At 29.5% G+C, this 15,682-nt stretch carries 11 protein-coding genes and 1 pseudogene; 3 read left to right on the forward strand and 9 right to left on the reverse strand.

The genetic code is table 11. The annotated features are described in order from the left end of the window. Window positions 1–161 precede the first annotated feature (161 nt). Window positions 162–2,399, reverse strand: a complete 2,238-nt coding sequence (locus AXY43_RS10980) for an FAD-dependent oxidoreductase (RefSeq protein WP_105411545.1) — start codon at window positions 2,397–2,399, stop codon at window positions 162–164. Window positions 2,400–2,812: 413 nt separating this feature from the next. Here AXY43_RS10980 and AXY43_RS10985 point away from each other — a divergent pair, with 413 nt between their 5' ends. Next, window positions 2,813–3,595 carry a helix-turn-helix domain-containing protein gene (locus AXY43_RS10985; protein ID WP_012060686.1) on the forward strand — a complete coding sequence of 261 codons (783 nt, stop codon included), beginning with the start codon at window positions 2,813–2,815 and terminating at the stop codon, window positions 3,593–3,595. A 169-nt stretch (window positions 3,596–3,764) separates the two neighbouring features. Here AXY43_RS10985 and AXY43_RS10990 read toward each other — a convergent pair whose 3' ends face one another. Together AXY43_RS10990 and nagE are read right to left on the reverse strand one after the other, a co-directional pair. After that, entirely contained in the window at window positions 3,765–4,802 is a 1,038-nt protein-coding gene (locus AXY43_RS10990) for a nucleoid-associated protein (RefSeq protein WP_012060687.1), read from the reverse strand. Window positions 4,803–5,005: 203 nt separating this feature from the next. Further along, on the reverse strand, window positions 5,006–6,442 hold the full coding sequence (gene nagE, locus AXY43_RS10995) for an N-acetylglucosamine-specific PTS transporter subunit IIBC (RefSeq protein WP_012060688.1): 1,437 nt from the start codon (window positions 6,440–6,442) through the stop codon (window positions 5,006–5,008). A 408-nt stretch (window positions 6,443–6,850) separates the two neighbouring features. On the opposite strand from nagE, the gene AXY43_RS11000 reads away from it, so the two are divergent. After that, complete coding sequence (locus AXY43_RS11000; RefSeq protein WP_012060689.1) at window positions 6,851–7,348, forward strand: PTS sugar transporter subunit IIA; 498 nt, start codon at window positions 6,851–6,853, stop codon at window positions 7,346–7,348. A 46-nt stretch (window positions 7,349–7,394) separates the two neighbouring features. Here AXY43_RS11000 and glcT read toward each other — a convergent pair whose 3' ends face one another. The 6 genes and pseudogenes from glcT to AXY43_RS28445 form a co-directional block, all read right to left on the reverse strand. Further along, window positions 7,395–8,249, reverse strand: a complete 855-nt coding sequence (gene glcT / locus AXY43_RS11005) for a glucose PTS transporter transcription antiterminator GlcT (protein ID WP_012060690.1) — start codon at window positions 8,247–8,249, stop codon at window positions 7,395–7,397. A gap of 436 nt (window positions 8,250–8,685) precedes the next feature. Further along, a complete protein-coding gene (locus tag AXY43_RS11010; RefSeq protein ID WP_012060691.1) occupies window positions 8,686–9,972 on the reverse strand; it encodes a PTS sugar transporter subunit IIC in 1,287 nt (428 codons plus the stop codon). Window positions 9,973–10,057: 85 nt separating this feature from the next. Next, a complete protein-coding gene (locus tag AXY43_RS11015; protein ID WP_012060692.1) occupies window positions 10,058–10,960 on the reverse strand; it encodes an N-acetylglucosamine kinase in 903 nt (300 codons plus the stop codon). 45 nt (window positions 10,961–11,005) lie between these two features. Then, the gene (locus AXY43_RS11020; protein WP_012060693.1) at window positions 11,006–11,317 is read right to left on the reverse strand and encodes a PTS lactose/cellobiose transporter subunit IIA; all 312 of its coding nucleotides are present in this window, start codon (window positions 11,315–11,317) and stop codon (window positions 11,006–11,008) included. Window positions 11,318–11,337: 20 nt separating this feature from the next. Continuing rightward, a complete protein-coding gene (locus tag AXY43_RS11025) occupies window positions 11,338–11,649 on the reverse strand; it encodes a PTS sugar transporter subunit IIB (protein WP_012060694.1) in 312 nt (103 codons plus the stop codon). Between the two features lie 191 nt (window positions 11,650–11,840). Next, window positions 11,841–14,590 (reverse strand): annotated as a pseudogene (locus AXY43_RS28445) (sigma 54-interacting transcriptional regulator). Window positions 14,591–14,995: 405 nt separating this feature from the next. Here AXY43_RS28445 and AXY43_RS11035 point away from each other — a divergent pair. Further along, window positions 14,996–15,556: a class IV adenylate cyclase gene (locus AXY43_RS11035; RefSeq protein ID WP_012060696.1), complete on the forward strand. Its 561-nt coding sequence runs from the start codon at window positions 14,996–14,998 to the stop codon at window positions 15,554–15,556. Window positions 15,557–15,682 lie beyond the last annotated feature (126 nt).

The raw sequence follows: 15,682 nt of genomic DNA on the forward strand, positions 1-15,682 counted from the left end.
TGAAGAAAATAGCGGTTTCAAAATATTATGATTATTTTTAATCATAATACATAGTAGCTTGTGCTTACATCTGTTATGATAATTTTCTGAAACAGTATAGCGGAAAATAACCTTGTAAGATTGACTTGCTATTTTCTAATTGCGCCTTCTTGAAGCATATCTTAGTACACTCTCACCTCAATTATCTCAGCTTTCCTGCATCCATTTGTTGATTCAATGGTAACTCTAATTTTATTTGCTAAAATCTTACCTACATTTTTAAATATTTCTTTTCGCTTACGATTATTTTTCTTAGATGCAATAACCTCCCATTTATTATCCTTCCATATGGAAACCTTGTAATCTTTAACTAATTCAGGCATTACAGAAAAATCAGTGTAATGGTGATGAAGATTTATAAGATCTTCGTTTACATCATCGTTAAATGTAATATGAATTTCGTTAATTTCAATATCATTTTCCCATTCAAGTTGTATCCACTCATCTGTATCTTTAATATCTTCTGATATCCACATATGAGGACCTCCATAAGGTCTTGAGTAACCATCTATAATTTTACCAGGAGAATATGCATTTGTTTCACCATGAATTCTAAAGCAAAATTCTTTTCTAGCCATTTCTTTCATAGACCACTCAACAATTGGATTTATACCAATATAATCATCAAGATTTGTATTTTTTATAGCCTTTTTAGTAAATGAAAGTACACCTGTTAATTGTTCATAAGATAAATGTATTGTAACTTTATCATTAGCCTTTACAACCAAAAATAGATTTCTTGCCACTTCTGATTCTAATACAAAGTCGCTCTTAACCCATTGATTTCTTCCTTTTTCCACTTGTACTTTTTTCTTCTTCAAAAGATTTTTAGGAATATAGTTTTCTGCTCTGCCTGTATCCCAAAGTTCTACTTCCAATGTAGTCTGTTCTAAGCTAGAAATTAGTATTTCTATATCTTCAACTCTGTTTTCTATTGGAAATAAAATTCCTATATCTGTAGTCAACCTATATTCATCGTTAGAATTTACGACTTCAATTTTCTTTAATGATGTAGATGCCATAATAGATGCTGATCTAGCCTTATCTTCCATGTCCTCATTTTTTATTCCTATAATAGATCCATCTTGCCTTAATAAAATCTGCTGTAATTTCTTTATATGCTTCATATATAAATTCCTAGGAATAATTTTGTATTCTATACACATTGCTGCCGCTAATCCAACAGCTTCTCCTATAGTAGCACAAGTTGCCATAACTCTAGTTGCTCCAAAAGCTATATGTGATGCGCTAATATTCCTTCCAGCAAACATCAAATTCGATACGTTTACAGAATATGTGGAACGAAACGGTATATGAAATATTCCATCAGCTTGTATATTTCTCGAGCCACAGCTTTCCTCATATATTCCTTTCTCAGGATGAAGATCTATTGACCAACCACCAAAAGCTATTCTATCATCAAATTCAGTCTGTTCAATAATATCATTTTGATTTAAAACGTAATCTCCTATAAATCTCCTATATTCTCTTTTACCTGGAATTGACCCAACCCACTCTAATGTTAGATTATCTGCATCATAATTTCCCGAATTTTTTATATAATCCCATATTCCATATACTAGTGCCCATAACTCATCTTTTATTATTTCATTGTCTTTTACTATATCAACTTCCCCACCTAGTTCTATCCACCAATAGCAGCAACCTGAGTCATTGGATTTTATAACTCTATTCTTTGGAATACTGGTTTTACTTATATCTTTTGCAAAATTAGGTGGAATAAATTTAACTGGATGTCCAGCATCTTTAGTATAAAATAATATAGTACTTCCTAATAAAATTTTATCTTCTTTTTCTGGCGCCAATAATTCATTATATTCATATCTTGATTCTCTCCCTAAATTATATTTAGCACCAGCTAATGCTCCAATAAATCCATCTCCGGAACAATCTAGATATACCTCACTTTCAAATTTTGTCTTAGTTTCTGATCCAATTGTCCACCCTGTCACAGATTTTATTTTATTTTCTTTTTCTCCTTCAATTACATCGATTTCTGACACTTCTGTATTTAAAAATAAAGAAATATTTTTTTCATCTTTTACCTTTTCTAATAGTAGCATGTCCCAAAAATAGGGATTTCCATCTGGATTGCGATACTGATTTTCTAAAAACAATTCTCCCATAATTCCAGTTTCTCTGGCATATCTGTTTACTCCATGTTTTGTTGCTCCACATACCCATACACGAATTTCACTACTAGAATTTCCGCCTAAAATTCCGCGATTTTGTACTAAAGAAACACTTTTACCATTTCTAGCAGCAGAAATAGCTGCACACACACCTGCTAAACCACCACCTATTACGGTTATATCCTTTTTTACATTTTTGTAATTCATAATTCGCTCCCTTTATAGATATATTAATCCTAAATGTCTACATCTATTTAGTGTTTTAATATTTACAATGCATTGTATTATTTTTTCATAATCAGCTTTATAGGAAGACTATAGCTTATCCCACCTCTTACTGATTATATCTTTATAATATATTAGGGTGCTGATTTTTTGAATTCACTAACGTATCATCTGCATATACTTTATTTCATATATTTGATATAACAATTATTATTTACACAAAATATAAACATCTAAAAAAGGAATATTTGTAATTCACATACTCTGCAATCAAAATTTCTATATAAATACAGATATAATTACTTTAATTATTTTTTAAATGTTTACATTTCACTTCTATTTTCTTATAATTCTTCTATGGCATAATCTTCTTAGCTCTTAAAGGAGGCTTATTGATGTTTGATTTAAATAATCTTAATGTAAATATTAATCAACATATTTTTTGGGATAAAAAAGAACATTTTCTATTGGATGAAGACATAGATTCGAACTGGGTACTTTACGCTATTGAAGATGGTGAATGCAGTTACGAAGTTGAATCTCATAAAGGAAAAGGTAAATTTGGTGATATTGTAATTTGCCCACCTGGAATGATTTTCAAAAGAGAGGTCATTACCACTCTCACATTTCACTTCATAAACTTTTCGATAAATTCTGGAGATGATACTTCATCTTTTCCAGTTGGTAAAATATCTGTATCAGATTTAAAAAGACTCAATAATATGTACTACTATTTAAAACTATACAGCCATAATAACAATATTGAATTAAACCAATGGAAAAGCTCATTGATAAGCGATATTCTGAAATTATATTATATAGAAACACAGTATAGCAGCTCCCCAAAAAACTTTGTTCAGGATGAAATTATAAACTATTCATTAAAGTACTTAAATAAATATGCTTATGAATCCATTAAAATCAAAGATTTTTCAGCTTCACTGGGACTTAGTTCTGTTCAGTTTACTAGACGATTTCACAAGTGTATAGGAACCACTCCTATTGAATATATAACTTCTTTAAGATTAAGAAGAGCTCAAGTATTATTACTCAGAACCGAAGATACATTAGATTGTATTGCTTCCAAATGTGGGTATGATAACGGATTTTATCTTAGCAGGGTCTTTGCTAAGAACTTAGGGATATCGCCTTCTGATTACAGAAAAAAATACCGGTAATAAATTCATATAAAATAAGAATCTAATATATTTATATGTGGGTTGCACAATATAAATATATTAGATTCTTAAAAACTTGCTGTTAATCAGCCAGCACAAAATAAACTATTTAGAGCATTTACTTTCTCAAATATAAAGTAAATAGCAACAAATCATAGAGCCTAGCTATCTACTTTTCTATATAATTAATCACATTTTTTACTATTAAATTAATAGTTCCATCGCCGTTTCTTTGTATCTCAAACTTGCTAGGGTCGTGGTATGTCTCTTCATTTATATACAAATCAATTTGTTTATCAATATTAAGTCTAACTCTTTTTAGTTTTTTCTCAACCCAAGTTTTATCCACAGCTACTTCTTCTTGCAATCCTTGTTGTTTTATATAAGTTGAAAACTCTTCCTTCGCTTGAGGGTGATCATTAAATAATTCAGCAGAAAACTCCTCTATATTAATAGAGTCTTCTTCTTTTAATTTAGTTTTTATTGCAGTCCTAATCTCTTCTGCTCTTCCTGCATCATTTGTAACATTTTCTCTAGTCCAGTTTTCCGCTGCTTTTACAAAAGTTTTGGTCATATCTCTTTCATTTGTAACAATGCTTGCACCTAAGAATGTGTTTATAAAATAATTTGCTCCATACTCATCTTCCTTACTACCTTTTTGCTTATCTAAAATCATTAAGTTATATTTATCCTCTTCTATAATTGGTTTAATAAATGCAGCTTTTTGAATTCTTTGCCCACTTCCTGGAAGTCCTGCTGCTTGAGGTACTATCCCTATACCTATTTTCTGATCTATAAATTGAACTTCATGAGTAAAATTTTTAACATAATCCATCTTAAGTATTCCTATCATTGGACCTTGATCTGTAGTTAGAGACACTATTATTAAATCTCCAGATGGGATATTCACATTTCCTTTCATTATTATGAATAGCTGCCTAGCTAATTCTTTAGATAGTTTAACTAAATTATTGTCTACTCCAGTCAGATAATCCTGGGATACTTCTTTAACTATGTTTCTTTCTGGATTAAACTTTCCATATTTAAGTTCTTCATCCTTAAAACATTTTTCTAAATGTTTATGTAAGAAAAAATATATATCTTCATTTAATTCCAAACTATACTCGTTTAAAATAGGTTCTTCCCCATTACTATCTAATATATGAATAACTGCTTCATTTATATTAATCTCATTTATGTATTCCATATTTTCACCACCAAATAAATTTATACATTAGATATTATAAACTTTAAGTAAATTAAAAAAAAGCCTTAAAGCATACAAAAAAAATGGAAAAGAGTCTGATATAAAACTTAATTTCTTATATCATCAATCTCTTTTCCACATTTTTAAATATTCTTAATTTATTAATCAGATAATTTTCCTAATCTAATTATTGATCTTCAAATTTACTTACATAATTTTTTAAATTCATCTGCTACAAATTGCACCTGTGTTCCTACAACAACTTGTACGCTTGTTTTTCCTGGTCTTATTATTCCAGATACACCTGCTGATTTAATAACTTTTTCATCTACAGCAGCTTGATCTTTAATTTCTAAACGTAATCTAGTTACACAATTATCTATAGATACTACGTTTTCTTTTCCTCCAACACCCTTTAATATTACAGCTGCCACTTGAGTATAATCATTATTCGCAAGTTTTACATTTAGTTCTTCAGCATCATCATCTTCCCTACCAGGTGTCTTTAAATTAAATTTTGTAATTGCAAAACGGAATGTTACATAATAGATTACTGCAAATACTAAACCTATTGGGATTAACATTATTGGATTTTCTGCCATAGGAGCTTTGAAACTTAAGAACCAATCTACAAATCCAGCACTAAAGTTAAATCCAGCTCTTACTGGTAATAATGTACATACAAATGCTGAAATTCCTGTTAATCCAGCATGAAGAACATATAAACCTGGAGCTAAGAACATAAATGCAAATTCTAATGGTTCTGTAACACCTGTGAAGAATGAAGATATTGCTGCTGCTAATAATAAACCATATACCGCTTTCTTCTTCTTATCTTTAGCTGTATGGTACATAGCTAATGCTCCTGCTGGTAATCCAAACATCATTACTGGGAAGAATCCAGTCATATACATACCAGTTACTCCTTGTGTTCCTTTACCTGACCAGAAGTTACCAAGGTCGTTAATTCCAGCTACATCAAACCAGAATACTGAGTTTAATGCATGGTGAAGACCAAATGGTATTAATAATCTATTGAAGAATGCATAAATACCAGATCCAACTGCACCTGTTGATACAATAGCTTCACCAAATGCTACTAATGCACCATAAATAAGAGGCCATGCAAAGAATAATACTATAGATGCAACTATTGAATATGCTGCGGTTACAATTGCGACACATCTTTTTCCACTAAAGAATCCCAATGCATCTGGTAATTTAACACTTTTAAATCTGTTATAACAGGCTGCACCTATTAAACCTGATAAAATACCAATAAATTGTGTTTGAGTTTTAGCGAATGCTGGCGCTACCTCTTTAACATCAATTCCCTTAAACATTGCTACAGCTCCTGTAGATAATAATGTTGTAATCATAAGCCATGAAACAAGTCCTGCAAGTCCTGCTGTACCGTCATTATCATCTGACATTCCTACACCTACACCAATTGCAAACAAAATTCCCATATTGTCAATTAAAGCACTACCTGCTTTTAGCATAAAAGCTGAAGCAATGTTATTTGCTCCCCAGCCTGTAGGGTCAAGCCAATAACCAAGACCCATTAAAATACTTGCAACGGGTAAACAAGCTACTGGAAGCATTAAGGATTTTCCTAATTTTTGTAAATACTTCATCATAATAATATAATTCCCCTTCCATAATAATTAATAAAATTTATTTTAAGGATTGTTATATCCCTAAATGCATTATAATTCTTATGGACATGTATCCTTTTCAGCAAATAAAAAAGCTGAAAAGGATAAATTATATTATCCCTTTCAGCTAATGCCCTGATTTAATCGGTTACACGCCAAAGATCGTATTCTTATACACTCATATTATTCTATTTTTATTCTATAGTCAATACCCTTTTTTATTTTTTTATTGTTGACACTAATTGTATGAAATAATATAATTAGTACATAAATGTGTTACTGTTTAATCAGGCATAAGTTTGCGTAATTCGGAAACTTATGCTTTTTTATTACCAATAAATAACAGAATGAAAGGAAGTGACTGTTCCTGTTTAATCGGGAATATTAAGTATGTTTAATTTTTTTAAGAAAAATTCAAAGGACTCAAATAAAGAAGCAAAATTAGTTGCACCTATAACTGGTAAAACAATAGATTTATCAAAAGTACCAGATAAAGTTTTTGCAGAAAAAATGGCTGGAGACGGGCTTGCAATAGATACTACTGGAGATACAGTAGTTTCACCTGCTGACGGAACCTTAACATTAGTATTTAATACAAAGCATGCATTTGCAATTACTCTTGATAATGGAGCTGAGTTATTAGTTCATATAGGTATCGATACTGTTTCTTTAAATGGTGAAGGTTTTGAACAATTAGCTAAAGCTGGAACTAAAGTTAAAGCTGGGACTCCAATTATAAAAATAGATAGGGATTTTATTTTAGGAAAAGGTTTTTCTTTGGTCACTCCAGTCCTTGTTACAAACATGGATATAATCAAGGATTTAAATTCAAATATTGATAAAGAAGTTGTTGCTGGAGAAGATGAAGTAATTACTTTTACTTTATAAAAAAAAAATGGCTAACATGTTTTTATTAATATGTTAGCCATTTTAATTAGAGTTTTATTGTAGCTTTTCTAAATCTCTCTATATGCATTGCTAGATATGCTATTTCATCATCTGAAACTTTCTTTTCTAGCTTTAAAACTAATATTTTTGCTACACCCTTAGATACTTTATATGATAATTTATATTTTGATTTTATTTCTTTTATAAAGTCATTTTCAATAGATATGTCATCTAAAATTCTTTTAATTGCAAATCTCAAATGTGTGAGAAATCTGGCATAATCTAATGATGTTTTGTCTATTTTTATTTCAGTTTTTGCTTCTACGTATTCAATTATTGAGTTTATCAAATGTGTATTCTTTATAGTATTGGATAGCTTACCTGAATTTCTAGCAGAATGGATATGTAATGCTATGAATCCAATTTCTCCTTCTGGAATTTTTACCTTTTTTTCATTTTGTAAAACTTCCGCAACTTTTTCTGCTAACGAGTATTCTTGTGGATATAATGCTCTAATTTCCATAAGAAATGGATTCTCTATTTCCTCTTTGTCCGAAAGCCTTTTCACTGCAAAATTTAAATGATCTACTAATGCAACGTGTATTCTCTCATCCAAATTTTCCTTTAATTCATTTGCAACATATGATATCATCTTTTCGCATAGCACAAAAAATTCTTCATCAACATTTTCGATTACTTGTTTAAAGTTTCTTAGGTTATCCTCATCTTCAATAACAAATATCTTTTCAACCTCAGTACCCTTTTCAATGGTATCTCCAGACTTTCTACCGAATCCAATTCCCTTTGCAAAAAGTATTCTTTCCTTTCCATTCATGTTTACGGAAACTATATTGTTGTTATAGGATTTTATTATCGTTGCTGGATCAATAATTTTACTCATATGACCACCCTTTTTATTATTTATAGAACTTTCTAATCTTTAGCAAATCACTTATCATCTGAATTAATACATTATTTAGAAAATATAAATGACATTATTAATCTTATAAAACGATTCTATCATTAACCTTATTATTTAAATACTTTACTTATTTTTAGCCGTTAGTATCTATTATGATTCTTTTAAACCATATAAATCTAATATATTAATAATAGCTTAATATATTATTTATTGTAAAGCACAGATTTAAGAAATCTTAAGATATAAATAGAAAGCAGATTCCTAAGAATCTGCTACATTTCATAACTCACTAATATAATAAATGGACTAATATAAATATATTAATTAAAATTCCATTTATTACTCAATATTTAATATAGAGTATTAAGAATATTCTACTAAGAAACATTATAAATAACTATGCTAAAATCCTTTATTAAAATTCCTCTTTTACATTTTCTTTTCTTAATTCTTGCCTTCCAGCAACATATACAAATGGAAGATATATTAATATACTTACAATTAAACAAATAAGAGCTGTAACTCCACCCATGATTGAGTTCGTAGATATGATTGCTCCCAAAATTGGCGGTGTCGTCCATGTTGCCATTATTGCTACCTTTGGAACAAACCCAATAACTGTTAATATATATGCTATGGTTAATGAAACTATAGGAGATAATATAAACGGAATAAAATAGATCGGATTTAAAACTATTGGTGCACCATATATTACTGGTTCATTTATATTAAATATTCCTGGTGCTATACCTAAATTTGCAATGGCCCTTTGTTGTGCACCTGCTTTTCTACCTAATACATATATTGCAATCAATAAAGCTATTGAGGTTCCTGCTCCTCCCATATTTACATATGAATCTAAAAATTGACTATTTAATATATTTTCTGGCTGTAATCCATTTGTTATTGCTTCTGTATTAGCTAAAAGTAATGGAAGTAATAATGCATTTATTACTGGTGCTAGTATATTTGAACCATGTAAACCAAAAAACCATAATACATGTACCAATAATACTATTACAAATACTCCTAAAAAGCTTCCTGCAATTAATTGTAATGGTTTCTGTAGAGTAAAGAATAATGCCTGATGTATATCTGGTACACTCATAACTATAAATAATTCCTTAATTCCCGCTGCTAATGCTAAAATTATTATTGTTGGTAACAATGCTGCAAATGATTTCGAAACTGCTGGTGGTACTCCACTAGGCATTTTTATTACTAATTTAGGATTGCCGATTAACTTTACGAAAATCTCTGTAGATACTAATGATACTATCAATGAAATAAATAAACCTTGTGCCCCTAAAAAAGTTAATGGAAATGCTCCTCCATCTGGTGTCGTTGCATATAGGATCATCGATGCCGCAACTGATACTATTCCAGCTCCTAAGCCATCCTTATCATACGATCTTGCTAAATGATATGATATCGTAAATACAACTAATATTGACATAATTGCATAAGAACCATTCCATATAGATCCTCCCCAGCTTTTCCAACCTGCTGGCAATAGCCAATCCATGAAATTTTGATACCATTGAAATCCTATATTATTGAACAATACTGCAAATGCACCGGCCATTATAATAGGTGTTATTGTAGCAAATCCGTCACGTATAGCTACTAAATGTCTTTGCGAACCAATCTTAAATGCAATTGGAACAAAGTGCTCCTCCATCCATTCAAAAAATTTATTCATAATTATTTCCTCCCCATATCTAAGATTTATTTGAAATAAAGTCAAAACTCATCCATGGCTCTATATAGTCTAGTATAATATTTACCTAAACATTACTTTCTCTCTTCGCTTTATTAATATAATAAGCACCAATTGTAGGTGAAATTTCATCATCTACTATATACTCAATAACTATATTTTCTCTTAGGTACTTTTCAAAAGATTTCCTTAATATCTTTGCTTTTCTTATAACCCCACCAACCAAGGCAATAGAGCAGCTTTCAAATTTTAATTTTCTATACACATTTATAACAGTCTTAGCCAAATCTACGCCTTCATTAACCAATATTTCTTCAGCTATCTTATTTCCTTCCTCGCCCAATATTGAAACTACTTCTGCCAAAGATGCTATCTCGTCCTTAGTAGAGGAATATACAAAAGTTACTACTTCGCCTATTGATTTAGCACCTAACCTTTTCATAATTCTCGTAGTTAATTCTGATTTGGGTAAAGAATTTTCTTCTTCAAATATCATTCTTTTTATAGCATCAATTGATATTTTATATCCACTCCCTTCATCTCCTAATAAGTTGCCCCATCCCCCACACCTTACACTTGAATTATTTTTAACTCCAAATGCTATCGATCCAGTTCCTGCTATTGTCAATATTCCATCATTCCCCCTTAACATAGCTTTTAGGGCTATTTCAGCATCGTTCATAAGTACACAGTCAGTCTTAAGTTCATTTTTTATTGTATCTTTTATAATTTTTGCATTATCTCCGACTTCCGATCCTGCAATGCCAAGATATAAATCTACAAGTTCGTCTTCTTTAAGAACATCTATTATTTCTCTTATTGAATCTACTATATTATTTAGTGCTTTTTCTCTATTATTTAGCAAATTTGCGAATCCTTTTACAGAAGTAACTATAATATTTCCTTGAAAGTCATAAGCTACTGCTTCCGTTTTTGTTCCTCCACCATCCACACCTATAATGTATTTCATATCATCACTACCTTTTCCTTAACATTAAGTAAATAAGTAATTAGGCTAACATATGTTGTTATTAAATTTTTCATGTATTTCTATAATTTCAACTGCCATAGACTTTAATGTCATACTAGTCATAAAGTGATCCTGAGCATGAATCATAAGTAAAGAAACTTCTGTTTTTTCTCCTCGTGCTTCCTTTTGTATTAAATATGTTTGAACATTATGTGCTTTTAATAATTCTGCTTCTGCTTGTTCAATTAATTTTCTTGCTCCATCTATATTCCCACTTTTAGCGCATTGAATAGCTTCCATTGAATAACTTCTAACTTCTCCGCTATGCACTATAAGATTCATTATTGTTTCTTCCACAATGTTTCTCTCCTTTTCAATTATTTATTTTTTATAAGATCTAGAGCTCTTTCTAAGACTTTTTCTCCATTCATTGTTCCATAATCAACTGTATTAATTACTTCTACAGATATATTCTTATCCGATAAATTAGCTTTAAATTTTGATAATAAAAATCTAACCTGAGGCCCCAGTAACAAAACATCTATCTTACCTATATATTCTTTAACATCTGCCTCTCCTACAGCTTTTATATTACATTCAATCCCTTTTTCTTCAGCTGCCTTTTCCATTTTCGAAACTAATAAACTTGTGGACATTCCGGCTGAACAAACTAATAATATATTCTTCATTTTTAACCTCTCCTTGGATATTTTTTTTACTAGCATTCATCTATTACACTATTATATAAAGCAAGTTTTATACCAATATTATATTTATACATAAATAAATATAAATCATCTCATAATCGCACAATTCATGAATCGAAGTGTGCAACTTTAAAAAAATAGTGTGTAATTTAACTTACACACTGCTTTGGCTCTTACACAGTAACTATATTTTCCTTAACAATTCTCACTATATAAGCGATCTCATTATCTCCTATATTTATATTATATACACGCTCCAAGTCTTTTAAAATTTTCTTAATCAATGAAAATTCACTATTATACATATGGCGATAATTTTCTAAATCTTTGAATTTTAATTCTTGACCACCATGCTTTAATTTATCTATAAGAAAAGTGATATGAATTAAAATTCCTATCTGTGCATCATGCTGAATTCTCACTTTTAAATTTTCTTCTATTTTTCTTATTACATCTCTAATATCTGAAAATACCTTTATTGAATTTAATTCATTTAATTCAATACTTAATGCTTTTCTAACTTTTAGAAAGTCATATTCAATGTCCACTAGATTCTCCAAATAGTTTATTCCCTCATTCAAGAATACATCTTGTGCTGGTATAAATTGAACATTTTCAATAACTATGTTTATAGTTCCTACAACTGCTAATACTACAAACTTCTCTTTTAGCCTATTTACTTTTCTAAAAAACTCTTCCCTATCAGAAATATTAAGCGGTATAATTTTTACTTTTTCTATATTCTTCAAATTATTACTTATTCTTATTTTTATTCTTTCTGCTGCACCTTCACCTGTAAAGCATGTAGTTATTATAACTAGTTCTTTATTGTATTTATAGTCTTCCTTAGAAACTTGCATAGAGGACTTTCCAATATCTCTGCATAAATTATATATTGAATCCAAACTTCTCCCATTAAAAGCTTTACTTCCTGCCTCTATAACAGTTAGTGTTGTGACCATATCTATGGTTTTAATTTTTATTTCTAATTCATTACTAATTATATCTCCAAAGTTAACCAATGATCCCATATCAACAAGTAACAATATACCTTTTTCATTATATATTTCTTTAATTTTTTTCTTAGCTTTCTCTAGCATATCCTCAGCCTTCATAGTTAGTGGCATATCTAGAGCTTGCACATATTCTTCTCCTATTAAAGAATTAGCTACCTCAGCCATGCTGCTAGCTGTACTTGTTCCATGCATCATTACTAGAACTCGCGCCTTTTTCTCTAATTGTTCACTATTTTCATCATTACATGCAGCCAAAAACATAGTTATATAGCCTATTTCATCTAATGGGATATCTATATGAAATTCTTTTTCCGCAATTTTTATAATATCCATGGCCACAGCAAATTCTTCCCTATTTTCTACCCTTATAATATTAAGCTTAGGATGATATATCTTTTTTCCTGAATTAATCCTTTCGATGCTTCCCTGTAAATGAAGTGCTAACCCAAAATAAACTTTCTGATCAAAATCCCTATTTAACTTTTCAGATGCTATACTCAACATTTTTTCTGCAACTGTAGCTACTTTAATGTTTACAATTTTGGCAATCTCATCTTTTTTAACATTTGTTGTGATATTACTAATATATCTTCTAAAATATTTTTCCAAATCAATATTTAGAATATCATTTATTTCTGTCTCATTAATTCCTCGTGCCTTTAAGTTTTCCATCTTATTTTCTATTATCGAATAAAAACTTTTATTTTCCGAGCCTTCTATTTGATTTTCATGAAATTCAATATTTTTTAGTATACTATCTTCACTTGAAAATCTTAAAATATCAGCCATATCTTGAGATAAATTATCTATTTCTTTTCTGCATTCTCTAATTCTCATTATTCCTTTTTGAATTCTAGGTTGCAGATCACTTTTATCTACCAAAATATAATTATTTTTCTTAATCTTATAATTTAAAAATGCTTTAGCACAAGCTAATTGTATATCACTTTTTAATTGCCCTATATTATTAGGACAGTCATATAGTAAAAATGAAATAATCGCATTTTTACTAATATATATGCTCTTTCCGATTCTTATAGATTCTTCTGTTATGAACTCGTTTAAAAGAAGATATCTTTCCTCTAATTTTCTTTCTCTTAATGTCGGTAATACTATCACCATTGGAATTCTTCTAGTAAATGTTTTCAGAAGATATGACTGTGGATTCTCCGTAGTAGCTGCTATAATCTGCACTTCAGATTTCACCTTTTTCTCAGTATCTCCAAGCTGCCTAAAATATCCCTTATCTATAAAAGTAAATAACATTTCTTGCCCCTGTGGTGATAGCCTGTGTACTTCATCCAAAAAGAATATTCCTCCATCAGCTTTCTTTAACAAACCTTCTCTATCAGTATCTGCCCCCGTAAATGCACCTTTTTTTACTCCAAATATTTGTGCCACAACTAACTGAGGATTATCTGAATAATCGGCACAATTAAATCTAATAAAAGGAGCTTCAGCAGCTATTATTTTAGAGTCTTTAGCAAATTGTACATTGCTTCTGCAAATAGCGATTTTCCTACACCAGTTTCACCCAAAATAAGAGCATGTAAGCCTCTAGGAGGATATAATATTGCAGCTTTCGCTTGCTGTACAGGTAATTTAAGTGACTGATTTGAACCTATGAGCATTTCAAGGCTATCTATATTTTTCACGATTATGTCCGATTTATTTTTAATTGAATTCATTTCATTCTTGTAACTTTTGATACTACTATATATAACTGGTCGTCCTTCTTTTTTATTTATCCTTTTTTCCTTATATAATTGGTTTAAATACCTACTTATATTTGTTCGGTCTATTCCTATATAAAATCCCAGTTCATCTGCTGTTATTCCTCTTCCTTTGATCTTTTCAAGCTCAATAAGACTCTTTATTACTTCTTCCTTTCTAGGTAATCCTTTCATTTAATATTATCCCCCACTCATAAGTAGTCCACATTAAAAACATAAAATTTGTCCTTATAACTTTTAACCTACTATATAAATGCACCTCTATATATTGTCCCATGTTTTTCGCTTTCTAAGATACATTTGAAATTTTCCTTTGAATTCTTCTACATAAATCTTTGTGAAAATATAACTGGATACTACCAGTTTTGAATTCATTATATAATAATATTTTTATTTCTTGCAACCATATTCTTCATATTATTATAATTGTTTAGATAATTCTGACTCTACTATAAATATGCCATATAAATCAATTTTACTAGCACAACTTTTAAAATTGCTATATTATATTATTATATAAAAATAAATATCTACTCTTTTTAAGTATTATTTATTAACTTTAACTAAGGAGGCTATTCTATGCAAGAGTTAGAAACCAGGATCGTTGATATTGATGTTGAAAATATAAGGAAAATTTTATTATCAAATGGTGCTGAAAAAGTTAAAATGGAAGATCAAGTAAATGATATATATGATTTTGAAGATGGACGTCTTTTAGATAAGAAAGGATATGCTAGAATAAGAACTATAAATGATATGATTAATAATAAAATCGTGTATTTTATGACTACCAAAAAAATGCTATCCCAGGGCAGATTTAAAGTCATGGAAGAAAATGAAGTTATAATTGATAACAAAACTATGGGAGAAGGTATATTTAAATCTCTTGGATTAGTTCTGAAAGAATCTAATAAAAAATATAGAGAAAGCTATAAATTACTTGATTGCTTAATTGAAATTGATATTAATGACAAGAGTTTTTGTCCCTTCCCATATTTAGAAATTGAAACTACATCGGAAGAAAAATTGGAAACAGTAGTGAAGTTACTTGGATATACATTAGAAGATACAACCTCTCAAACAATATACGATATATTATCTGAAAGAGGATTGCTTAATAATGTCCCTAAAGGAATATAATTAAGTTTTTATTCCATTAACTGTAAATTTACTATGGAATTATAAGTTTATATAATGTAAAATATACATAGAGATAGGTATACTTTTAAAATGAAATTTGTTTAGTTTACTTTTAAACTAAACTTT

This window comes from Clostridium sp. MF28, from assembly GCF_002969175.1.
In the GTDB taxonomy this organism is placed as follows: Bacteria; Bacillota; Clostridia; order Clostridiales; family Clostridiaceae; genus Clostridium; species Clostridium beijerinckii.